Origin of the sequence: Streptomyces sp. NPDC046866 (genome assembly GCF_040704625.1) — a bacterium.
Classification (GTDB): Bacteria; Actinomycetota; Actinomycetes; order Streptomycetales; family Streptomycetaceae; genus Streptomyces.
Map to the genome: position 1 here is coordinate 1 of NZ_JBEYXN010000047.1, position 22003 is coordinate 22003.

Consider the following 22003-nt stretch of genomic DNA (forward strand, 5'->3'; position numbering starts at 1 on the left):
CTGCCAGAAGTTCCAGGCGGCGACCGGGGAGCCGTAGCGGGAGTTCATGTAGTCCAGACCCCACTTGATCTGGGTGGCGGGGTTGGTCTTCCAGTCCGCGCCGGCGGAGGCCATCTTCGAGCCCGGCAGGGCCTGGACCAGGCCGTACGCGCCGGAGGAGGCGTTGGTGGCGGTGTGGTTCCAGCCGCTCTCGTGCGAGACGATCTTGTCGAAGGCGGCGAACTGGGCCGGGTCCTTGATCATCTGCTGGGCGATCGCCTTGGCGCTCGTGGGGGCGGCCTGCGCAGGAACGGTGGCCAGCATGGAACCGGCGGCGGCAAGGCCGACCACGGTACCCGCGAGGGTCTTCTTGGAGGCGGCGATGCGGCGGATGACGGAGACGGACACGGAAACCCTTCCGTAGGCAACAAGGTCGGTCGCGGCATGCCGGTGACATGCGTGAGCCACTCACGCGGAGGAGAGGGAGCCCGTCGGCGGCGGGTGGAGCACCCGGGCCGCCTTGCGACGAGAACCAGTTAGCCAGGCCCCGAACGGCCTGGCAACGACCCCCTCCTACTACCCCGCCTCGCAGCCGCCCCGCCCGCCGGCCCCGCCGCGACCGGCCCGCCCACCCGCCCCGAGGCCGCATCCCGGGCGGATCCGGCCCCCGCCCGCTGTCGCCGCCGACCTACTATCCGGGGGCGAATGTGACGCAGGTCCTGTGGGGCGCCTCACCGCCCGGACGCCCGAATGTCACCTTCCGTGGCGGCTCGCGCCCTTTGTGGTGTGTGTCCCGGGCCACTTTCGGCCCCCGGATCGAAGGAAACGGGGGCGTCGAACGCCGCTTTCCGAGTCGCCCGGCGCAGCGCCTTGAGCACCGTGCCGCCGAGCGCGAGGGTCAGGACCACCGTCAGCACCGCCCGGCCCAGGTCCCAGCCCAGCGAGGTCGCCAGGCAGTACGAGGCGAACCGCGCCAGGTTGGCCCCCACCGGGTCCCCGGGATGGAAGGAGACGCCCTGCCCCATCCCCTGGAGCAGCACCCAGCCCTGCAGGTTCATGACGGTCCCGTACGCGAACGAGCCCGCGCAGCCGTACGCCGCCAGCATCAGCAGCTCCGCCCGCCCCCGGATCCGCTCCGGCCCCGGCAGCAGCCCCGCGCCCAGCGCGAACCAGCCGAGGGCGAGCATCTGGAACGGCATCCACGGCCCGACCCCGCCCGTCAGCAGGGCGGAGGCGAACATCGTGACCGAGCCGAGGACGAAGCCGAAGCCCGGCCCGAGGACGCGCCCGCTGAGCACCATCAGGAAGAACATCGGCTCCAGGCCGGCCGTCCCCGCACCCAGCGGCCGCAGGGCCGCCCCGACCGCGGCGAGCACGCCGAGCATCGCCACCGCCTTGGCGTCCACGCCCCGGTCGGCGATGGTCGCGACGACGACCGCCACCAGCAGCGGCAGCAGGGCCGCGAAGAGCCAGGGGGCGTCCTGGGAGTGGGCAAGCCCGGACTGCCGGTCGGCCAGCAGCGGCCAGCCGAACGCGGCGATGCCGATGAGGGTGACGAGGGCCAGGGCGGCCGCGGCCCGGGGGCCGATCCGCAGCGGGCGGCTCATGACGCCGCCGCCCGGAGCGCGCGGGCGACCTGGGAGACGGTGAGCCAGGGGTCCGGCGCCAGGATCTTGGCCACCTGGGGTGCGAAGGCCGGCGAGGACACGACGACCTCGGCGGTCGGGCCGTCCGCGACGACCTCCCCGCCGGCCAGGACGACGACCCGGTGCGCCAGCTCCGCCGCCAGCTCCACGTCGTGCGTGGCCAGGACGATCGCGTGCCCCTCGGCGGCCAGCGCGCGCAGCACCTCGATCAGCCGGGCCTTGGCCGCGTAGTCCAGGCCGCGCGTCGGTTCGTCCAGCAGCAGCAGGCCCGGCCGGCCGGTGAGCACCAGCGCCAGGGCGAGGGCCAGGCGCTGCCCCTCGGAGAGGTCGCGCGGGTGTGCGCCGTCGGCCACTTCGGGCAGCAGCGCCGACACCAGGGCCCGGCAGCTGCCGGGCTCCGCCCCCGCGTCGGCGTCGGCGGCCGCGCACTCGGCGGCGACCGTGTCCGCGTACAGCAGGTCGCGCGGCTCCTGCGGGACGAGGCCGACGCGGCGGACCATCTCCTGCGGCGGTGTCCGGTGCGGGGTCCGGCCGCCGACGAGGACCTCCCCGGCGGCGGGGGCGAGGGTGCCGACGAGGCCGGCGAGCAGGGTGGACTTGCCCGCGCCGTTGCGGCCCATGAGCGCGACGGTCTCGCCGCCCGCCACGGCCAGGTCGATGCCGTGCAGCACCTCGGCCCGGCCGCGCCGCACCGACAGGCCGCGGACCAGCGCGACCGGGTCGCCGGCGGGCCCGGCCCCGGCGGTGGCGGCGGCCGGCGCGGTCGCTGCCGCCGAGCCGCCGCCGCGGCCCCCCGGCCCGGTCCGCCGCAGCACCCGGGCCAGCAGCCCCGGCCGGACGGCGGCTGCGGCCGCACGGCCGGCCTGCGCTCCGGCGGGGCCCGCGGCGCCGGAGCGGGCGCCCGGGATCGCGGCGGGTGCGGCCTGTGCGGAGGCTGCGGGGGCCTGTGCGGAGGCCTTGGCGAGGCGGGTGCGGAGCGGGGCGGCCAGGCGGCGGGCGTCGCGGACCGACAGGGGCAGGGGGGACCAGCCCGCCAGCCGCCCCAGGGACACCACCGGGGGGTGGACCGGCGACAGGGACATCACCTCGGCCGGGGTGCCCAGGACCGCGGCCGCGCCCGGAGCCGGGAGCAGCAGGACCCGGTCGGCGTACTGGACCACCCGCTCCAGGCGGTGCTCGGCCATCAGCACGGTGGTCCCCAGGTCGTGGACCAGGCGCTGGAGCACCGCCAGGACCTCCTCGGCGGCCGCCGGGTCCAGCGCGGAGGTCGGCTCGTCGAGGACCAGCACCGCGGGATGCGTGGTCAGCACCGAGCCGATGGCCACCCGCTGCTGCTGGCCGCCCGACAGCGAGGCGAGGGGCCGGTCGCGCAGCTCGTTCAGGCCCAGCAGGTCCAAGGTCTCCTCGACGCGGCGGCGCATCACGGCGGGGGCGAGGCCCAGGGACTCCATGCCGTAGGCCAGCTCGTCCTCCACCACGTCCGTCACGAAGTGGGCGAGGGGGTCCTGGCCGACCGTCCCGACGACGTCGGCGAGCTCGCGCGGCCGGTGGGTGCGGGTGTCGCGGCCCGCGACGGTGACCCGGCCGTGCAGCGTCCCGCCCGTGAAGTGCGGGACCAGCCCGGACACCGTGCCCAGCAGGGTCGACTTGCCCACGCCCGACGGGCCGACCAGCAGCGTGAGCTCGCCCTCGGGGACGACCAGGTCGACGCCGTGCAGCGCGGGCCGGTCGGCGCCGGCGTACGTGACCGACACCTGCTCGAAGCGGATCACTGCGGGGACTCCTCGGGGGGTACGGGTGCCACGAAGGCGGGAAGCAGGCCGACGAGGACGGCGGCAGCCGCCCCCGGCGGGAACGCCGGAGGCACGAGCGGCACCACCCCCGGCCGCAAGGCCTGCGGATCGGCGCCGGAGGCGTACACCAGCGCGGCGGCGACGACGGCGCCCGAGCCGGCGACCAGCCAGGCGCGCGGCCCCCAGCGGTCGGGCCGGTAGCGGGTCCGCACGCTGCGCCGCCCGCCGAGCCGCAGGCCCGCGAGGGCCAGGGCGAGCCCGAGGAGCAGCACGGGCAGGCCGTACCCGGCCCCCTCGGCGGCGAGCAGCCCGTACGTGCCCGCGCAGATGCCGAGCAGGCCGCCGAGGGTGAGGGCGTTGGTGGTGTGCCGTACGGCCGGCGGTACCTGCGCCGTCCGGCCGTAGCCGCGCGCGTCCATGGAGGCGGCGACGGCCACGGAGCGCTCGAGGGCGCCCTCCAGGACCGGCAGGCCGATCTGGAGGATCGCCTTCACGCCGCCGGTGGGGCGGCCGCGCAGCCGGCGGGCGGTCCGCAGCCGGGCGACGTCCGCGACCATGTGGGGCGCGAAGGTCATCGCGACGACCACGGCCACGCCGGCCTCGTACAGCGCGGCCGGGAGCGACTTCAGCAGCCGGGCGGGGTTGGCGAGGGCGTTGGCGGCACCGATGCAGACCAGCAGTGCGGCCAGTTTGGCCCCGTCGTAGAAGGCGAAGACGAGCTGCTCGGCGGTGACGCGGCCGCCGAGGCGGATGCCCTGCGCCCAGCCCGGCAGCGGGACCTCCGGCAGGGCGAACAGGACGTGCGAGCCGGGGATCGGTGAGCCGAGGAGCACGGAGAACAGCAGCCGCAGGCCGATGACGAAGAGCCCCAGCTTCAGGAACGCCCCGTACGAACGGGCCCACGGGGCGGCGGTGCGGCGCGCGGTGACGACGTAGCCGGCCACGGCGGCGATCAGCGCGAGGAGGAGGGGATTGGTGGTCCGGGAAGCCGCCGTGGCCAGCCCGAGGGCCCACAGCCACCACGCCCCGGCGTGCACCGCGTTGCCCCGCCGGGCCTGCGGAGCGGCGTACCGCCGCTGCGGGCGCGGGTACGCCGGGCCGGGCCCGGCGGCGGGGGCGGGGGTCATCGGGAGCGGCGGCGGGACTGCCGGAAGGTGGCGGCCCCGACGCCCGCGAGGACGGCCAGTCCGGCCAGCGGACCCGTCCAGCCGGTCCCGCCGTCCCTCTCGTCCTCCTCTGCTCCGGACGCGGCCGCGGCGGGGGGCGCGGAGTCGGCCGCGGAGCCGGCGGAGGGCGCGGACCCGCCGTCCGCGATCTGCTCGCCGCACCCCTGCTCCGGGTAGCCCGAGATCGCGCACAGCAGCGCCGCGTTGTTGTACCGCAGGGGCTTGGCCACCTCCGCCAGGGCCTCGGCGGCCGTCGCGTCCGGCGCCACCCGGGCGCAGGCGGTGCGCGGGGCGTCCTGCGGCGGGGCGTCGCCCGCCGGGGCGTCCGCCGGGACGCCGAAGTCGACGACGACGGCGATCCGCTTGCGGCCCGGCACCGCCGGGGTGGCGGAGCAGACGGCCTCGAAGTCGGCCGCCGCCCGCGGCCGGGCGGCCTCGGCGGCCGCGTCCTTGCTGACCGCGAAGCGGAACCCCTGCACCGAGCCGTCGGCGGGGCGGGCGGTGGAGGGACCCTGCGTGGCGTAGGCCCACTGGCCGCCCGCACCGTCCCAGAAGGACCAGTACCGGTAGCCGGCCGCCGCCGCGGGGAATGCGGCGAGCAGGGTCAGCAGGAGGCCGGCGGCGAGCGCCGCCGAGGCCGGGCCGCGGCGGATCACAGCTGGTTCTTCTTGCGGCGCCCGCTCAGCAGGAAGCCGATGCCCATGCCGGCCGCCGCACCTGCGCCGAGCATCCACCAGATGCCCTGGTCGCCCTTGTCCTCCTTCTTGTCCTTCTCGGCCCCGTCGGCCTTCGCCTCGGCCGCCTGCGGGGCCGGGCCGGTCGCGTTCAGGGCCGCGACCAGGTCCGTGCCGCCGAATGCCTTCGGGTCGGTGCCCGTGGCGTGCGCGGTCAGGACCAGCGTGCCGAGGGCCGCCGGACTGCCCTTGGCCCACTCGGCCGAGTGGGCCTTAAGCCATTCCAGCGCGCCCGCCGCCGACTGCCGGTGCCCGGCAGCGGCCAGGGCGATCACCGCGTCGGCGGTGTTGCCGGTGTCCGCGGTCGGCTGGTCCGCGCCCGGGGTCACGGCCGTCAGGTGGCCGTCCTTCTTCAGCGCCTCGGCCAGGTGGCCGGCCGCGGCCCGGGCGGCGGCCGCCGGGTCGCCGGCCGCCGTGGCGCAACCGGGGGCGGCGGCCGGGGTGTCCGCGCCGCCGGGGGCGACGACCGCGCCCTTGCCCAGCCCGGCCAGGACCGCGGCGGCCGTCGCGTCGGCGTTGGCGGCGAGCTTGCCGTCGGCCGGCTGGTACGCGAACGCGCCCCGGTCGGCGGCCGGCTCGGCGGTGCAGTCCAGTTGGAAGGCGAGCAGGCCCTCGTACGCGGACTTCCCGGCCTTCGACTTCACCTCGGCCGGCTTCTCGCCGGCCACCGCCAGTGCGCTGATCACCACGGCCGTGGAGTTGGCGTCGCTGGGGGTGCCGGGGACGAAGGCCCAGCCGCCGTCCTCGTTCTGCACGGACTTGAGCCAGTCCACGCCCTTCTTCACCGCGGCGTCCTGGCCGCCCAGTGCCTTCAGGGCCTGCACGGCCATCGCGGTGGCGTTCGTGTCGAGCACCGTCGTCGCGTCGCACGCCGAGGACGCGTCCGCGCGGAACGAGGCGAAGGCGCCGGTGGCGCACTGCTGGCCGGTGAGCCAGCCGACGGCCTCCTTGGCGGGCTCGACGCCCACCGTGCGCTGGGCGAGCAGGGCGAGCGACTGCCGCCACACGCCGTCGTACGTCGGGTCCTTCTTGCCGTACAGGCCGGACGGGACCACCGGCGGCGTCGGGGCGGCGGGGGAGGGCGCGGCCAGGGCCGCGGGGGCGGCGCCGACGCAGAGCACGGCTGAGGCGGCGAGCGCGGCGGCGCTGCGGCGGACGTTCATGGGGGCGGTTGCCTCTCCTGGTGGGGAGCAGGAGGCAGGCGCGCGCTGGCACCGGGCTTCCGGCTCCGTTGACCTCGACGGTGCCGGCCGCCGGGGGCTCCCGGCGGCACGAGCCGCGTCCGTTCCGGTACGGGGCAGTCCGGCTGGCCGCCCGGCGGGGCCGGGGCGGGGACACGGTTGCGGGTCAGCGCCGGAATCGCACCGGCTTCCCCCCGTACGGAAGGGTGGACGACGGCCCATACTGTACCGGCCGGTACGCGACGGCCCGTTGGGGCCGCCGCCCCGGGCCGCTCGGCGCGGGCCCTGCCGCTCCCCTGCCGCCGACGCGGCCGTCGCCCCGGCCGCCGCCCCGCCGGGCGTCACACCGCGCGGTACGCGACGGGGTCGCTGCCCGGCACCGGTTCTGCCCGGCCCTGCTTCACCAGGCGCCGCAGGTGCGCCTCCGCCTCCGAGACGGCGATGTTGCGCGAGCCGTACGGGATCTGCGCCCAGGGCCGGTTCCACTGCATCCGCTCCGCCAGCCCCCACGGGGTCAGCGGCTCGGCGGCCAGCAGCTGCCGCAGCCCGGCCAGCCGCTCCTCGTGGTGGCGCAGCAGCTCGCGGACACGGGCCGGGGCGTCGGTGAAGGCGTGCTGGTGGGCCGGGAGCACCTCCGCCGGCTCCAGGCGGCCGATGCGTTCGAGGGAGTCGAGGTAGTCGCCGAGCGGGTCGGTGGTGCGGGTGTCCTCCGGATCCTCGTACAGGCCGATGTGCGGGGAGATCCCGGGCAGGAGGTGGTCCCCGGAGAAGAGGCGGCCGTTGCCGGGCAGATTCCCCGGATGCCGCTCCTCCAGGTGCAGGCAGACGTGGCCGGGGGTGTGCCCGGGGGTCCAGAGGGCGCGGAGCCTGCGCCCGGCCAGCGGCAGCAGCTCGCCAGGGGCGATCTCCCGGTCGGGGACGGCGGCGCGCAGGCCCGGCAGGGTCCGCATGCGGCCGCTCGCGCGGGCCGCCCGCAGCGGGGCGAGGTGCTCCTCGGGGGCGCCCGCGGCGGCGAGCTTGCCGCTCATGTAGTCGAGCCATACGGCGGGCTCGGCGGAGCGGGTGCGCAGCACGACCTCGGTGTCGGCGGCGTGCATGGCGATCCAGGCGCCGGAGGCCTCGCGGACCCTGCCGGACAGGCCGTGGTGGTCGGGGTGGTGGTGGGTGATGACCACCCCGTGGACGTCGGTGACCGCGGTGCCGAGGGCCGCCAGGCCGGCCGTGAGGGCGTCCCAGGACTGCGGGTCGTCCCAGCCGGTGTCGACGAGGACGGGGCCGCGGTCGGTGTCGAGGACGTGCACGAGGGTGTGGCCGAGCGGATTGTCCGGGATGGGCACCTTGATGCCCCGGACGCCGCCGCCGTGGTCGGTGACCTCGGGTGGTGCGGGTGCGGGTGCGGGTGCGGGTGCGGGTGCGGGTGCGGGCGGTGCGGGTGCGTCCGGTGCGTCCTGTGGCATGAGGGGCTCCTGTCTCCTGCGCCCGGCAACGGCAGTGAGAACGTGTTCCAGTGGTAGCCCAAGTCGACCATCTCCCGGGCCTTCTGGCTAGTCGTTGGATCTTCCGAGGGTTCCGTCCCGGCCGTGGACTCCTGGAACTAGAACTGGTATCAGTTCGGGAAAGCCGAGCCGCAGGAGGCATCAGCCATGACCGAGCGCGTGGAACACGGACAGCTGTTCATCGGCGGGGAGTGGACGGAGCCGCTGGGCACCGACACCATCGAGATCGTCTCGCCCCATACCGAACGGGTCATCGGCAGCGTCCCGCACGCCTCGCGCGCCGACGTGGACCGCGCCGTCGCCGCCGCCCGCCGCGCCTTCGACGCGGGACCCTGGCCCCGGGCGTCCCTCGACGAGCGGATCGCGGTCGTCACCCGGATCAAGGACGCGATCGCCGTCCGGCACGAGGAGATCGCCCGCTCCATCAGCTCCCAGAACGGCTCCCCCTACTCCTGGAGCGTGCTCGCCCAGGCGCTCGGCCCGATGATGGTCTACGACGCCGCGATCCAGGTCGCGCGCGCCTATCCGTACGAGGAGCACCGCCAGGGCGTGCTCGGCCCGATCCTGGTGCGGCGGGAGCCGGTGGGCGTGGTCGCGGCCGTCATCCCGTGGAACGTGCCGCAGTTCGTGGCCGCCGCGAAGCTCGCGCCCGCGCTGCTCACCGGGTCCGCGGTCATCCTCAAGCCGTCCCCCGAGTCGCCGCTGGACTCGTACATCCTCGCCGACATCGCCCGGGAGGCCGGATTGCCCGAGGGCGTGCTGTCGGTGCTGCCCGCCGACCGCGAGGTGAGCGAGTACCTCGTCGGCCACCCCGGTGTCGACAAGGTCGCCTTCACCGGCTCGGTCGCGGCGGGACGGCGCGTGATGGAGGTGGCCGCGCGGAACCTGACCCGGGTCACCCTCGAACTCGGCGGCAAGTCCGCCGCCGTCGTCCTGCCCGACGCGGACCTGGAGGCCTCCGTGGCCGGGATCGTCCCGGCCGCCTGGATGAACAACGGGCAGGCGTGCGTGGCGCAGACCCGCATCCTCGCGCCCCGCAGCCGCTACGGGGAGGTGGCCGAGGCCCTCGCCGCCGCGGCCGGGGCGCTCGTCGTCGGCGACCCGCTCGACCCGGCGACGCAGCTCGGCCCGCTGGTGGCGAAGCGGCAGCAGCAGCGCTCCCTGGACTACATCCGGATCGGGCAGGAGGAGGGGGCGAAGGTCCTGGCGGGCGGCGGCCGCCCGGCCGGCCTGGAGCGCGGCTGGTACGTGGAGCCGACGCTCTTCGGCGACGTGGACAACGGGATGCGGATCGCGCGCGAGGAGATCTTCGGCCCGGTGGTGTGCCTGATCCCGTACGGGGACGAGGAGGAGGCGCTGCGGATCGCGAACGACTCCGAGTTCGGGCTGAGCGGGAGCGTGTGGACGGCGGACGTGGAGCACGGCATCGACTTCGCCCGGCAGGTGCGCACCGGCACCTTCAACGTGAACACCTTCAGCCTGGACATGCTGGGTCCGTTCGGCGGCTACAAGAACAGCGGCCTGGGGCGCGAGTTCGGGCCCGAGGGGCTCGGCGAGTACCTGGAGCACAAGATGATCCACCTGCCGGCCGGATACGGGGCGGGTGCCTGAGTCGTGGGCGACCGGTGGCAGGTGGAGGTGGACCGCGGGGTCTGCATCGGCTCCGGGATGTGCGTGAACCACGCGCCGGAGGGGTTCGTCCTGGACTCGGCGCGCCAGTCGCACCCCCGGGAGCCGCAGACGGACGCGAACGAGCCGGTCCTCGCGGCGGCGGAGGGCTGCCCGGTGGAGGCCATCTTGATCACGCTGGCGGGGACCGGGGAGACGGTGTTCCCGCCGGAGGAGTAGGGCCGGCCGCTCCGGGGCAGCGGCGGTATCAGGCCTTTTCCGGCGGCGGCGCGGCCGTCAGGTCGATCAGCCGGCACACCGTCTCGATGTCGATCTTCACCTGGGCGATCGAGGCGCGGCCCGACAGCCAGGTGATCAGCGCCGAGTGCCAGGTGTGTTCGATCACCCGCACCGCCGACAGCTGCTCCGCCGTCGGCGGGGCCGTCAGGCCCATCGCGTCCAGGATGATCGCCGTCGTCAGGCGGGAGACGGTGTCCACCTCGGGGCTGACGCTGCGGTCCGCGAAGGTCAGGGCGCGCACCATCGCATCGGCCAGGTGCGGTTCGCGCTGGAGGGCGCGGAAGGCGCGCATCAGGGTCTCGGCGACGCGCGCCGCCGGGTCCTCGGCGGCCGGGGGCCGCTTGCGCAGCGTGGTGTGCATGTGCTGGAGCTGGTCCTGCATCGTCGCGACGAGCAGGTGCACCTTGGAGGGGAAGTAGCGGTACAGGGTGCCGAGGGCGACGCCGGCCGCCTCGGCGACCTCCCGCATCTGGACGGCGTCGAAGCCGCCGCGCCCGGCCAGCTGCGCGCTGGCGTGCAGGATGCGGCGGCGGCGCGCCTCCTGGCGCTCCGTCAGGGGAGAGGATGCCGATGTGCCGACGGCCTTCGCTTCCGCTGTCATGTGCCCCGTTCCGTGGTGTGGCCGCTGCTGATTCCGGGCTGGTGCGGGCCCAGCATGGCAGGCGCTCCGTCCGTGGCGCGAATCACCTGCTCCGCCTCTTACGGTGTGGTTTCCGGCCGGTAGATTCAATGGTCTGACGGATCAAGTCTGAAACTTGTTCTACATTATCCGAGCGGTTACGCTCCGGCGAACGTTGCAGGGAGAAGGGGGCCGAGAGTGACCGCTGAGGCCATGGTGACGAGCCCTTTCGCAGGGCCCGTGACGGATGGTGACCGGCCGTTGCGCATTGCGCTCCTCACCTACAAGGGGAACCCGTTCTGCGGGGGCCAGGGCGTCTATGTACGCCACCTGTCCCGCGAGCTCGTCGCGCTCGGGCACTCCGTCGAGGTGATCGGCGCGCAGCCGTACCCGGTGCTCGACACCGGCGCCACCCTCACCGAGCTGCCGAGCCTGGACCTCTACCGCCAGCCCGACCCGTTCCGCACGCCGAAGCGCGAGGAGTACCGGGACTGGATCGACGCCCTCGAGGTCGCCACCATGTGGACCGGCGGCTTCCCCGAGCCGCTGACTTTCTCGCTGCGCGCCCGGCGCCACCTCGCCGCCCGCGCCGGCGACTTCGACGTCATCCACGACAACCAGACCCTGGGCTACGGGCTGCTGGCCGACCTCGGCGCGCCGCTGGTCACCACCATCCACCACCCCATCACCGTCGACCGGCAGCTCGAACTGGACGCCGCCAAGGACCGCAGGAAGCGGGCCTCCGTGCGGCGCTGGTACGCCTTCACGCGGATGCAGGGCCGCGTCGCCCGGCGGCTGCCCTCCGTCCTGACCGTGTCCGGCTCCTCCAAGCAGGAGATCGCCGAGCACCTGGGCGTGCAGCACGAGCGCATCCACGTCGTCCACATCGGCGCCGACACCGAGCTGTGGTCGCCCGACCCGTCGGTGGCCGAGGTGCCCGGGCGGATCGTGACCACCTCCAGCGCCGACGTCCCCCTGAAGGGCCTCGTCCACCTCGTCGAGGCGCTCGCCAAGCTGCGCACCGAGCAGCCCGACGCCCACCTGGTCGTCGTCGGCAAGCGAGCCGAGGAGGGCCCGGTGGCCAAGGCCATCGAGGCGTACGGGCTCCAGGACGCGGTCCGCTTCGTCAAGGGCATCACCGACGCCGAGCTCGTCGACCTGGTGCGCAGCGCGCAGATCGCCTGCGTGCCCTCCCTGTACGAGGGCTTCTCGCTGCCCGCCGCCGAGGCGATGGCCACCGGCACCCCGCTCGTCGCCACCACCGGCGGCGCCATCCCCGAGGTCGCCGGCCCCGACGGCGAGACCTGCCTCGCGGTGCCGCCCGGTGACGCGGGCGCGCTGGCCGCCGCCCTGGGCCGGCTGCTGGACGACCCGCAGCTGCGGACCCGCCTCGGCGCCGCCGGACGCGAGCGCGTGCTGACCCGGTTCACCTGGGCCAGGGCCGCCGAGGGCACGGCCGCGCACTACCGGGCCGCCATCGAGCAGGCCCGCCGCAGCCGCCGCAGCCGGTGACCTCCCGTCCCGCCCGTGCCGCCCGCACCCCGCGCACGCCCCCGTTGATGTCCCCGTCGATGTCCCTTCCCCACCCCCGCGACTGCGAAGGCAGGACCCCGTGCTGACCGTCGATTTCTCCCGGTTCCCGCTCGCCGCAGGCGACCGCGTGCTCGATCTGGGCTGCGGCGCAGGCCGGCACGCCTTCGAGTGCTACCGGCGCGGCGCCCAGGTCGTCGCGGTCGACCGCAACGGCGAGGAGATCCGCGAGGTCGCCAAGTGGTTCGCCGCCATGAAGGAGGCCGGCGAGGCCCCCGTCGGCGCCACCGCCACCGCGATGGAGGGCGACGCGCTCGCCCTGCCCTTCCCCGACGAGTCCTTCGACGTCGTCATCATCTCCGAGGTCATGGAGCACATCCCGGACGACAAGGGCGTGCTCGCCGAAATGGTCCGCGTGCTCAAGCCGGGCGGCCGCATCGCCGTCACCGTGCCGCGCTACGGCCCCGAGAAGATCTGCTGGGCGCTCAGCGACGCCTACCACGAGGTCGAGGGCGGCCACATCCGCATCTACAAGGCCGACGAACTGCTCGGCAAGATGCGGGCCGCGGGCCTCAAGCCGTACGGCACCCACCACGCCCACGGGCTGCACTCGCCGTACTGGTGGCTCAAGTGCGCCTTCGGCGTCGACAACGACAAGGCCCTGCCGGTGCGCGCGTACCACAAGCTGCTGGTCTGGGACATCATGAAGAAGCCGCTGGCCACGCGGCTCGCCGAGCAGGCGCTCAACCCGGTCATCGGCAAGAGCTTCGTGGTGTACGCGACCAAGCCGCACCTGCCCGTCGGCGCGGCCCAGTGAGCTCCACCGGGCGCACCGAACGGCTGGCCTTGGACGGAGTGCTGACGGCCGAGGAGGCCGCCGACACGGTGGCCGGCATCCTCGCCGCCCAGCGCTCCGACGGGGCCATACCGTGGTTCCGCGGCCACCACCTCGACCCCTGGGACCACACCGAGGCCGCGATGGCCCTCGACGCCGCGGGCGAGCACGAGGCCGCCCGCCGCGCCTACGAGTGGCTCGCCCGGCACCAGAACGCCGACGGCTCCTGGTACGCGGCGTACGCCGACCGGCCCGCCGGCGTGGACACCGCCGAGCCGCAGGACGCGAGCCGGGAGAGCAACTTCGTCGCGTACATCGCGGTCGGGGTCTGGCACCACTACCTGGCCACCGGCGACGACCCCTTCCTGGACCGGATGTGGCCCGCCGTCTACGCGGCCGTGCAGTTCGTCCTCGACCTGCAGCAGCCGGGCGGCGAGATCGGCTGGAAGCGCGAGGCCGACGGCACGCCCGTCGCGGACGCCCTCCTGACCGGCTCCTCCTCCATCCACCAGGCCCTGCGCTGCGCGCTGGCCATCGCCGACCACCGCGGGGACCCGCAGCCGGACTGGGAGCTCGCGGCGGGCGCGCTGGGCCATGCGATACGCCGGCACCCGGAGCGGTTCCTGGACAAGTCCCGCTACTCGATGGACTGGTACTACCCGGTGCTGGGCGGGGCGCTGACGGGCGCGCAGGCCGCGCAGCGGATCGAGGAGCGGTGGAAGGAGTTCGTCGTCCCCGGCCTCGGCGTCCGCTGCGTCCTGCCGAACCCGTGGGTGACCGGCGGCGAGTCCTGCGAACTGGCCCTCGCCCTGTGGGCGATCGGCCAGTCGGACCGGGCCCTGGAGATCCTGCGCTCCATCACCCACCTGCGCGCCGACAACGGCATGTACTGGACGGGGTACGTCTTCGAGGACGACGCGGTGTGGCCCGTCGAGCAGACCACGTGGACGGCGGGTTCGCTGCTGCTGGCCGTTGCCGCACTGGGCGGGGACGAGGCCACCACGGCCGTCTTCGGCGGGCTGGACCTGCCCTCCGGCCTGGAACCGGACTGCTGCGGCACGGACGCCTGAGCGGACGTGGCGGCCGGCGCGTGAGCGGATGATGCGGGCAGGGCCGGAACCCCGCCACCCGGGCGGCCCGAACGGGTGGCCCGAGTGGCGGGGCCCGCAGCCCCGGGTGACGCTGCGGGGGACACCTCGACTCCCCCTGGAGGCCACTGTGTCCCGATCCCGATCCCGATCCCGATCCTCGACCCTCCGCGTCCGCCGCGGCGTGACCGCGCTCCTCCTGTCCACCGCACTGCTCGCCGGGGCCGCCGGATGCGGCGGCAGCGGTGCCGGCGGCGCCCGGGGCGCGGTCGGGGCCGCCCATCTGTCGGCCGTGGCGGCCGCGCAGGAGCAGGCCCGGGCGGAGCAGATCGAAGCCGTGCAGGCGCAGGCCGCGCAGGCGGAGTTCGCGGCGCTCCAGGCCGCCGTCGAGGTGGAGCCCACGCCCGACGCGACGCAGGCGCGCCAGAAGTTCGCCAAGACGCGCTTCGTCGCCAACGCCGGGCTCGCGGCCGGCGCCACGTACCAGTGGATCATCAAGCCCTACCGGGCGGGCAAGTTCGCCAAGGGCGCCAACGGCCGCACCTTCGCGCTGATCAAGGCGGGCCTCGCGGGCGCCTTCGCGTACAACCGGCTGAAGGCGGCCCTGCAGAACGCCAAGGGCGATCCGCTGCTGTCGAAGGCGGTGGCCCCGCTGACGGCGGGCATCGAGTCCCTCAAGGGGCTGGGCACCAAGCTCCGCCAGGGCCAGGCCGGCAACGCCGACATCAGCTCCTTCGAGGACGTCATCGGCGGCGTCAAGGACGCCGGCAAGAGCGCCGGCGCCCCGGTCACCGACCAGGTGCCGAGCCTCTCGCAGCTGAGCGGCGGCTAGGCCTCCGTCACGGCCGGGCCGGGCCGCCCGGCTCGGCCGGCTCGGCCGGGTGGTCCGATCGGTCCGTTCTGCCTGGTTCAATGGTCGGATGATCGAGCTCGTCGTCCTCCTCGCCGGGGCCGTCGGAGCCGGCTGGCTGATCCGCCGCGCACACCTGCGGCGGGTGGCCGCCGGCCCCGCCACCGGGATCCCGTGCATGGCGCGCACCCCGGCCGGCGCGGGGCGCTGGCGCATCGGCCAGGTGTTCGCCGGGCCCGACGGCGCCCGCTGGGTGCCCCGGCGCGGCGAGTCGGTGGACCTGGCCGGCGGCCGGGCGACCGGGGTGCGGGCGCCGTCGGTGAAGGAGGGGATGTCCATCAACCCCGGATCGCGGATCGTGGCGTGTGCGTACGGGGGCGGCGGGAGCATCGAGATCGCCGTCATGCCGTTGGACCTGGGCGAGCTGCTGCGGGCCGTGCCGCAGGACGAGGCCCCGCAGGCCGGTTGAGGCTCCGGCCGGCCGTCAGCCGTTGAGCTCGGCGAGGACGCGCAGGGTGCGCGGGTCCGGCGCCGTGACCAGCAGGTCCGTCACGGGACCGGCACGCCACAGCTCGAGGCGCTCGGCGATCCGCTCGCGCGGCCCCACCAGGGAGATCTCGTCGGCGAAGGCATCGGGGACGGCGAGGACGGCCTCCTTTCTGCGCCCGGCGAGGAACAGCTCCTGGATGCGGCGGGCCTCCTCGGCGTAGCCCATGCGCGCCATCAGGTCGGCGTGGAAGTTGCGGGCCGCGTGCCCCATCCCGCCGATGTAGAAGCCGAGCATCGCCTTGACCGGCAGGAGGCCCTCGGCGACGTCGTCGCAGACCTGCGCCCGGGCCATCGGGGCGATCACGAACCCGTCGGGGAGGTCCGCCAGCGAGGCCCGGTAGACGTCGGGGCGGGTCGGCGACCAGTACAGGGGGAGCCAGCCGTCCGCGATCCGGGTGGTCTGGGCGATGTTCTTCGGCCCCTCCGCGCCGAGCAGCACGGGCAGGTCGGGGCGCAGCGGGTGGGTGATGGGCTTCAGCGCCCTGCCGAGGCCGGTGGCGTCGTCGCCGTGGTACGGGTGGCGGTGGAAGCGGCCGTCGAGGGCGACGGGCGCCGTGCGGCGCAGCACCTGTCGGACGAGGTCGACGTACTCGCGGGTTGCGGTGAGCGGGCTCGACGGGAACGGGCGCCCGTACCAGCCCTCGACGACCTGCGGCCCCGAAAGGCCCAGGCCCAGCATCATGCGGCCGCCGGAGAGGTGGTCGAGGGTGAGCGCGTGCATGGCGGTGGCGGTCGGCGTGCGGGCGGCCATCTGCGCGACGGCGGTGCCGAGCCGGATCCGGGAGGTGTGGGCGGCGATCCAGGCGAGGGGGGTGAAGGCGTCCGAACCCCAGGCCTCGGCCGTCCACACCGAGTGGTAGCCGAGCTCCTCGGCCTCGGTGGCGAGGCGGAGGTGGGCCGGGTCGGGACCGCGGCCCCAGTAGCCGAGTGCGAGTCCGAGGCGCATGTACGGTTCCCTCCGCCACGTTCCATCTGACGATGCGTCAGGTGACTGTAGGGCAACGGCCCCCCGCCCGGAAGGGCGGAGGGCCGTTGGCCGTGCGGCCGCGTGCGGCGCACACGGCGCGTCCCGTCCGTGCGCGCCGCGTCAGCCGCGCTGGATGCCGGAGGTGTCGTTCAGGACGCCGCGGCGGCCGTCCTGGGTCTGTGCGATGAGCGTCGACGGCCCGCGCTGGTCCACCGCCAGGTACCAGGTCCCCGGGGCGAGTTCGGCGATCGGGGTCGGCGAGCCGTCCTCGGCGAAGAGGGGGCGGGCCACCGGGACGGCGAACCAGAACGGGGCGAAGTCCGCCGCCGGGGCGGGCGCCGCGTCCTGCGGGCCCTGGTTCGGGGTGCCGCCGTACGGCGGGGCCGGCTGCGGGGTGGCGCCGTAGCCCTGCGGCTGGTGGCCGCCCGGGTAGCCGTACCCGGTGCCGGGCTGCGGCTGGCCGCCGAACGGGCTCGGCGCGGCCGGGCGCGACTCCGGCACCAGCGGTCCGGCCAGCGCCGGGACCTTCGCCCCGGCGAGGGCGACACCGGCCAGCGCGAGGGTGGCGAGGAAGGCGATGATGCAGCCCGGACCCAGGTCGGCGCCGCTCGGGCTGGTGATCAGGGACCACAGCGAGGACCAGGCCGCCGCGACCGCGAGCACCGTGCCCCAGGCCGACAGCGGAAGGCCCGCCAGCTGGCGCGACTGCGGCAGGAAACGGCCCCCGACCAGCAGACCGGCCGCGATGAAGCCGAGCAGGAAGATCGTGGGGAGCGCCAGGCGGTAGACGTCGGTGTCCCACACGCTCGGCAGATCGAGGCCGGTCGCGGAGTAGAAATCGAGGAACGAGGCGATGAACAGCAGCGCCGCTGCTCCGATCACCACGCCGTCGCCTCGAGTGAGGGAGCGGATATTCACGTCTCAGGTGTCCTTCTCGGTCTCGGTCGTCTCGTGGTGCCGCGGTCGCGCATCCGTGAGCGGGGCGGGCTGGACCATGGTACGGAGGTTTCCCGCTGCCGAGAGGATCGGGGCGGCAGGCTGTCCCGGGGGGACTACCCGCCGAGGAAGCCGACGATGCCGTCCGCGATTCCCTGAGCCGCCTTCTGCCGCCAGTCCGGATTCGTCAGCAGCGCCGCGTCTTTGCTGTCACGCATGTTGCCGCATTCGACGAACACCTTGGGGCGGGTGGACAGATTGAGGCCGCCCAGGTCGTCGCGCACGACCAACCCCGTGCCGCCGCCGAGGTAGTTGGCGGGAGAGGTGCCGGTGGTCCGGGCGAAGTTCGCGGCGATCTTCTCACCGAGCTCCCGGGAGGGCCCGACGATCGGCGCGGTGTCCGCGGCGCCGCCCTTGACCTTGGCCGGGAGGATGACGTGGTACCCGCGGTTGCCCTCGGACTCGCCGTCCGCGTGGACGGAGACCACGGCGTCGGCGTTCGCCTGGTTGCCGATGCGTGCGCGCTCGTCGATGCACGGGCCCCAGGGGCGTTCACCGTCGTGCGTGAACACCACCTTCAGGCCTCTGGCTTGGAGGACGGTGCGCAGGCGGCGCGAGACGTCGAGGGTGAACTCCGCTTCCTTGTAACCGGCGTTGGTGGAGGTGCCGGTGGCGTCGCACTCCTTGAGGTTGGTGCCGATGTCGACCTTCTTGTCGATCTCGGCGATGTGGTTGAAGTTGCCGGTGTTGTGACCGGGATCGATGACGACGGTCTTGCCGGCGAGCGGGTTCTTCGCGGCTGCGTCGGGGGAGCCGCCGGGGGCGGCGCTCGCGGAGGCCGCCGGCGGCGGGGTGAGCGAGGCGTCGGTGCCGGTCGCCGCCGGCATCACGATGCGCGGCGGCCGGGCGTCGTCCGCACCGGCGCCGGTGCTGACCTGCACCAGGACCCACCCTGCCAGGCAGGTGGGGGCGAGCACGGCCGCCCCGACGGCGAGGGCGGAACGGCGTGCGAACCACCGGCGCTCGGAGCCGGCCGCGGAGGCGGGCACGGGCTGCGGGGCGGAGCCGGCGGAGTGGGCGGAGTCGGTGGAATCGGAGGCAGGGACGGAGTCGGCCGGCGGGACGGAGTCGGCCGGCCGACCGGAGCCGGGCGGAGGGGCGGACTCGGGAGGCGGGGGGCTGTCGTCGTAGGGCACGTCGCGATGCTAGACCGGGGGGCCGCGGGCAGGCCGGGACTGGGCCGTTCGAGGGCGTGTGCGCTTATATCTCGATATGCCTAATGCTCCGGTTGCCCCTGGCCCGCTCGTGTCACGGCCGGCCCGGCGCCGCCGGATACCGCTAGATGCCCGGGGCCGTGCGGCGCAGCACGCGCAGCGAGTCGGTCACCGAGACCTCCTCGAAGGCGCCGGAGGCCAGCGCGCGCAGGTAGATCCGGTACGGCGCCTGCCCGCCGTCGGCCGGGTCCGGGAACACGTCGTGGATGACGAGCGTGCCGCCCTCGGCGAGGTGGGGGACCCAGCCCTCGTAGTCGCCGGTGGCGTGCTCGTCGGTGTGGCCGCCGTCGATGAAGACGAGGCCGAGGCTGCCGCCCCAGGCCGCGGCGACCTGCGGGGACCGGCCCACGATCGCGATGACGTGCTCCTCGAGCCCGGCCCGGTGCAGGGTGCGCCGGAAGGTGGGCAGGGTGTCCATCAGCCCGACCTCCGGGTCCACCACGGACGGGTCGTGGTACTCCCAGCCGGGCTGCTGCTCCTCGCTGCCCCGGTGGTGGTCGACCGTGATCGTGCTCACCCCGGCCTCGCGGGCGGCGTCGGCCAGCAGGATCGTCGAGCGGCCGCAGTACGTCCCGACCTCCAGCAGCGGCAGGCCCAGCGCCGCCGCTGCGGACGCGGCCTCGTACAGGGCGAGGCCCTCGGTGACGGGCATGAACCCCTTGGCGGCCTCGAAGGCGGCGAGGGTCTCCGGCTTGGGGGTGGCGGGGGCCATGGGTTCCTCCTGAACTGCGCGTGAGCGGCCCATGCTGCCCTACCGGCGGGTAGGACGCCATGGCCGGGGGTCGGGGCGGCCGCGGGGCGGAGCGGGGAGGTCCCGACGGCGCAGTCCGGCGGTCCGGGGGCGGGTGCGGCGGTCCGGGGAGCGAGCGCGCTGAGGGGTCTGCGCCTGACCTTCCGTCAGAATGGAACGTGTTCTACTCTGACCGCCGATCAGGGGACCGCGACCGGGGACCGCCCGGCGCCGGCCGGGTACGTCGGAGAGGCGGCAGGGATCCGTATGGGCATCGCCATCACGCAGGACCAGCGCGACCTGGCCGGCGCCGTACGCGGCTGGGCGGCGCGCACCGTACCCCCCGAAGAGGTGCGCAAACTGCTCGACAGCCCGCCCCGGACCGGAGTGCGGCCCGGCTGGTGGGACGCGCTCGCGGGCAGCGGACTCCTCGCCCCCCACCTGGAGGGCGGCACCCTCGCCGACCTCGCCGTCGCCGTGGAGGAGGCCGCCCGGGCCGCCCTGCCCGGACCGTACCTGGCCAGTGCCCTGGCCTCCGTCCTGCTCCACCGGGCCGGCGCGGACGAGCTCGCCGCGGCCCTGGCCGACGGGACCCGGATCGGGGCCGTCGCCCTCGGGCCCGGCACCGTGACCGCCGCTGCCGCCGCCGGCGCCGAGGGGGCGTACCTCCTCGACGGGCTCGCGCCGCCGGTGCTCGGCGCCGGCGAGGCCGACCTCGTCCTGCTCGCCGCCCGCGCCGACGGCGCCGGCGGCGTGCGCTGGTTCGCCGTCGACGCCGCCGCGCTGGAGATCCGTACGCACGCCTGCGCAGACCCGACCCGGCCCACCGCCGAGGTGCGGGCGCGCCGGGTGGCCGTCGCCCCCGGCCGGCTGCTCGGCCTCGACGAGGACCTGGTCCGCGACCTGGCCTGCGTGCTGTTCGCCGCCGACGCCTGCGGCACCGCCGCATGGGCGGTGGAGACCGCCGCCCGGTACGCAAAGGTCCGCGAGCAGTTCGGCCGCCCCATCGGGCAGTTCCAGGGGGTCAAGCACCTGTGCGCCGACATGCTGGTGCGCCTGGAGCAGGCCCGGGCCCTGGCCTGGGACGCCGCCCGGGCAGCGGACGGCCCGGGCGGCGGCGAGCCGGCGGGAGCAGGCGCGAAGGCGCAGGTGCGCTCGCTCGTGGCCGCGCTGGCCGCCGGCACCGCCCTCGACGCCGCGTACGGCTGCGCCAAGGACTGCATCCAGGTGCTGGGCGGGATCGGCTTCACCTGGGAGCACGACGCGCACCTCCACCTGCGGCGGGCCATCGTCGCCCGGCAGCTGCTCGGCCCCGGCGACGCCCACCGCACCCGAGCCGTGGAGCTCGCCGCGGCGGGCGCCCGGCGCGCCCTCGGCGTCGACCTGCCGCCGCAGGCCGAGGAGTACCGGGCCGCCGCCCGCACCGCGATCGCCGCGGCCCGCGGCCTGGACCCGGCCGCCGCCCGGCGGCTCCTCGCCCCCACCGGCCACGCGGCACCGCACCTGCCGCCGCCGTACGGGCTCGGCGCCGGACCCGTCGAGCAGCTCGTCGTCCAGCAGGAGCTGGCCGCGGCCGGGGTCCGGCTCTCCGACCTCGGGATCGCCACCTGGGTCGTGCCCTCCCTGATCGCCTACGGGACGCCCGAGCAGAAGGAGAGGTTCCTGCTGCCGACCCTGCGCGGCGACCTGACCTGGTGCCAGCTCTTCTCCGAACCCGGCGCGGGCTCCGACCTCGCGGGACTGCGCACCAGGGCCGAGCGGTCCGGGGCCGACGGCTCGTGGCGGATCAACGGCCAGAAGGTGTGGACGAGTTCCGCGCACACCGCCGACTTCGGGATCCTGCTGGCCCGTACAGACCCCGGCGCCCCCAAGCACAAGGGGCTCGGCTACTTCGTCGTCGACATGCGCCGCACCCCCGGCATCACCGTGCGGCCCCTCAAGGAGATCACCGGCGAGGCCCTCTTCAACGAGGTCTGGTTCGACGACGCACCCCTGCCGGCCGACGCCCTCGTCGGGGCCGTCGACGGCGGGTGGCAGGTCGCGCGCCACACCCTCGGCAACGAGCGCGTCCACATGGCCGACCGCATGACCTTCGACACCGGCCTGGAGGCGCTGCTCGCCCGCGCCCCCCGGCTCGACGGGGCCCACCGCGCCCGGATCGGCGTCCTGCTGGCCGAGGCACACGCCCTGGCCTGCATCGGGCTGCGCACCACGCTCCAGCAGGTGTCCGGGCTGGAGCCGGGCGCGGGTGCCTCCGTACGCAAGCTCGTCCAGACACCGCACCAGCAGCGGACCGCCGAACTCGCCCTCGAACTGCTCGGCCCGGACGGCGCGGTGTGCGAGGGGGCGGGGGAGCGGGCGGTGCACGGGGTGCTCATGTCCCGCTGCCTGACCATCGCCGGGGGCACCACGCAGGTCCAGCTCAACGTCGTCGCCGAGCGGATCCTCGGCCTTCCCAGGGACTAGGAGTCAGCGCAGATGAAGCCGTCGAAGTCGTACATCGTGGGCGTCGGCATGACGAGGTTCGAGAAGCCGGAATCGCGGGACTGGCAGTACTGGGACATGGCGAAGGAGGCCGGGACGGCCGCGCTCGCCGATGCCGGCATCGGCTACGAGCTGGTCGAACACGTTCCGGCGGGGTACTGCTTCCAGGCCTCCACCGCCGGCCAGCGGGCGGCGTACGAGCTGGGGCTGACCGGCATACCCGTCTACAACGTGAACA

20 protein-coding genes and 1 pseudogene are annotated in these 22003 nt (G+C 75.2%); 9 read left to right on the forward strand and 12 right to left on the reverse strand.

Annotated elements, in window-relative coordinates:
- The 7 genes from AB0953_RS34435 to AB0953_RS34465 all read right to left on the reverse strand — a co-directional run.
- The coding region (locus AB0953_RS34435) for a transglycosylase SLT domain-containing protein (protein WP_366863543.1) at positions 1 to 387 on the reverse strand (387 nt) is incomplete at its 3' end.
- Positions 388 to 710: 323 nt separating this feature from the next.
- The gene (locus AB0953_RS34440; protein ID WP_366863544.1) at positions 711 to 1586 is read right to left on the reverse strand and encodes an ECF transporter S component; all 876 of its coding nucleotides are present in this window, start codon (positions 1584 to 1586) and stop codon (positions 711 to 713) included.
- On the reverse strand, positions 1583 to 3397 hold the full coding sequence (locus AB0953_RS34445; protein WP_366863545.1) for an ATP-binding cassette domain-containing protein: 1815 nt from the start codon (positions 3395 to 3397) through the stop codon (positions 1583 to 1585). The genes AB0953_RS34440 and AB0953_RS34445 overlap by 4 nt, the downstream gene beginning before the upstream one ends.
- Positions 3394 to 4545: an energy-coupling factor transporter transmembrane protein EcfT gene (locus AB0953_RS34450; RefSeq protein ID WP_366863546.1), complete on the reverse strand. Its 1152-nt coding sequence runs from the start codon at positions 4543 to 4545 to the stop codon at positions 3394 to 3396. Before AB0953_RS34450 ends, AB0953_RS34445 begins: the two co-directional genes overlap by 4 nt.
- A complete protein-coding gene (locus AB0953_RS34455) occupies positions 4542 to 5237 on the reverse strand; it encodes an SCO2322 family protein (RefSeq protein ID WP_366863562.1) in 696 nt (231 codons plus the stop codon). The genes AB0953_RS34450 and AB0953_RS34455 overlap by 4 nt, the downstream gene beginning before the upstream one ends.
- Positions 5237 to 6481, reverse strand: coding sequence for a prenyltransferase/squalene oxidase repeat-containing protein (locus tag AB0953_RS34460; RefSeq protein ID WP_366863547.1), 1245 nt, complete (start codon positions 6479 to 6481; stop codon positions 5237 to 5239). Before AB0953_RS34460 ends, AB0953_RS34455 begins: the two co-directional genes overlap by 1 nt.
- Before the next feature lie 359 nt (positions 6482 to 6840).
- The gene (locus tag AB0953_RS34465) at positions 6841 to 7956 is read right to left on the reverse strand and encodes an MBL fold metallo-hydrolase (protein ID WP_366863548.1); all 1116 of its coding nucleotides are present in this window, start codon (positions 7954 to 7956) and stop codon (positions 6841 to 6843) included.
- A gap of 186 nt (positions 7957 to 8142) precedes the next feature.
- On the opposite strand from AB0953_RS34465, the gene AB0953_RS34470 reads away from it, so the two are divergent.
- Together AB0953_RS34470 and AB0953_RS34475 are read left to right on the forward strand one after the other, a co-directional pair.
- Positions 8143 to 9606, forward strand: a complete 1464-nt coding sequence (locus AB0953_RS34470) for an aldehyde dehydrogenase (RefSeq protein WP_366863549.1) — start codon at positions 8143 to 8145, stop codon at positions 9604 to 9606.
- Positions 9607 to 9609: 3 nt separating this feature from the next.
- A complete protein-coding gene (locus tag AB0953_RS34475; protein WP_366863550.1) occupies positions 9610 to 9843 on the forward strand; it encodes a ferredoxin in 234 nt (77 codons plus the stop codon).
- A gap of 28 nt (positions 9844 to 9871) precedes the next feature.
- On the opposite strand, the gene AB0953_RS34480 is transcribed toward AB0953_RS34475, so the two are convergent.
- Entirely contained in the window at positions 9872 to 10504 is a 633-nt protein-coding gene (locus AB0953_RS34480) for a TetR family transcriptional regulator (protein WP_366863551.1), read from the reverse strand.
- 216 nt (positions 10505 to 10720) lie between these two features.
- On the opposite strand from AB0953_RS34480, the gene AB0953_RS34485 reads away from it, so the two are divergent.
- From AB0953_RS34485 to AB0953_RS34505, 5 genes are all read left to right on the forward strand, one after another.
- Positions 10721 to 12034, forward strand: coding sequence for a glycosyltransferase family 4 protein (locus AB0953_RS34485; protein WP_366863552.1), 1314 nt, complete (start codon positions 10721 to 10723; stop codon positions 12032 to 12034).
- Positions 12035 to 12134: 100 nt separating this feature from the next.
- Positions 12135 to 12869: a class I SAM-dependent methyltransferase gene (locus AB0953_RS34490; protein WP_366863553.1), complete on the forward strand. Its 735-nt coding sequence runs from the start codon at positions 12135 to 12137 to the stop codon at positions 12867 to 12869.
- On the forward strand, positions 12866 to 13957 hold the full coding sequence (locus tag AB0953_RS34495) for a prenyltransferase (protein ID WP_366863554.1): 1092 nt from the start codon (positions 12866 to 12868) through the stop codon (positions 13955 to 13957). The genes AB0953_RS34490 and AB0953_RS34495 overlap by 4 nt, the downstream gene beginning before the upstream one ends.
- Before the next feature lie 202 nt (positions 13958 to 14159).
- On the forward strand, positions 14160 to 14807 hold the full coding sequence (locus tag AB0953_RS34500) for a hypothetical protein (RefSeq protein WP_366863555.1): 648 nt from the start codon (positions 14160 to 14162) through the stop codon (positions 14805 to 14807).
- An 88-nt stretch (positions 14808 to 14895) separates the two neighbouring features.
- Positions 14896 to 15294 (forward strand): hypothetical protein, encoded by a 399-nt coding sequence (locus AB0953_RS34505; RefSeq protein ID WP_366863556.1) that lies wholly within the window; start codon positions 14896 to 14898, stop codon positions 15292 to 15294.
- A gap of 15 nt (positions 15295 to 15309) precedes the next feature.
- On the opposite strand, the gene AB0953_RS34510 is transcribed toward AB0953_RS34505, so the two are convergent.
- The 4 genes from AB0953_RS34510 to AB0953_RS34525 form a co-directional block, all read right to left on the reverse strand.
- Complete coding sequence (locus AB0953_RS34510) at positions 15310 to 16320, reverse strand: LLM class F420-dependent oxidoreductase (protein WP_366863557.1); 1011 nt, start codon at positions 16318 to 16320, stop codon at positions 15310 to 15312.
- A 141-nt stretch (positions 16321 to 16461) separates the two neighbouring features.
- Complete coding sequence (locus AB0953_RS34515; RefSeq protein WP_366863559.1) at positions 16462 to 17259, reverse strand: hypothetical protein; 798 nt, start codon at positions 17257 to 17259, stop codon at positions 16462 to 16464.
- A gap of 134 nt (positions 17260 to 17393) precedes the next feature.
- Complete coding sequence (locus AB0953_RS34520; RefSeq protein WP_366863563.1) at positions 17394 to 18326, reverse strand: N-acetylmuramoyl-L-alanine amidase; 933 nt, start codon at positions 18324 to 18326, stop codon at positions 17394 to 17396.
- A gap of 289 nt (positions 18327 to 18615) precedes the next feature.
- Complete coding sequence (locus AB0953_RS34525; RefSeq protein WP_366863560.1) at positions 18616 to 19263, reverse strand: class I SAM-dependent methyltransferase; 648 nt, start codon at positions 19261 to 19263, stop codon at positions 18616 to 18618.
- A 285-nt stretch (positions 19264 to 19548) separates the two neighbouring features.
- On the opposite strand from AB0953_RS34525, the gene AB0953_RS34530 reads away from it, so the two are divergent.
- On the forward strand, positions 19549 to 21747 hold the full coding sequence (locus AB0953_RS34530; protein WP_366863561.1) for an acyl-CoA dehydrogenase: 2199 nt from the start codon (positions 19549 to 19551) through the stop codon (positions 21745 to 21747).
- Positions 21748 to 21759: 12 nt separating this feature from the next.
- A pseudogene (locus AB0953_RS34535) lies at positions 21760 to 22003 on the forward strand (Nonspecific lipid-transfer protein); the annotation flags it as partial.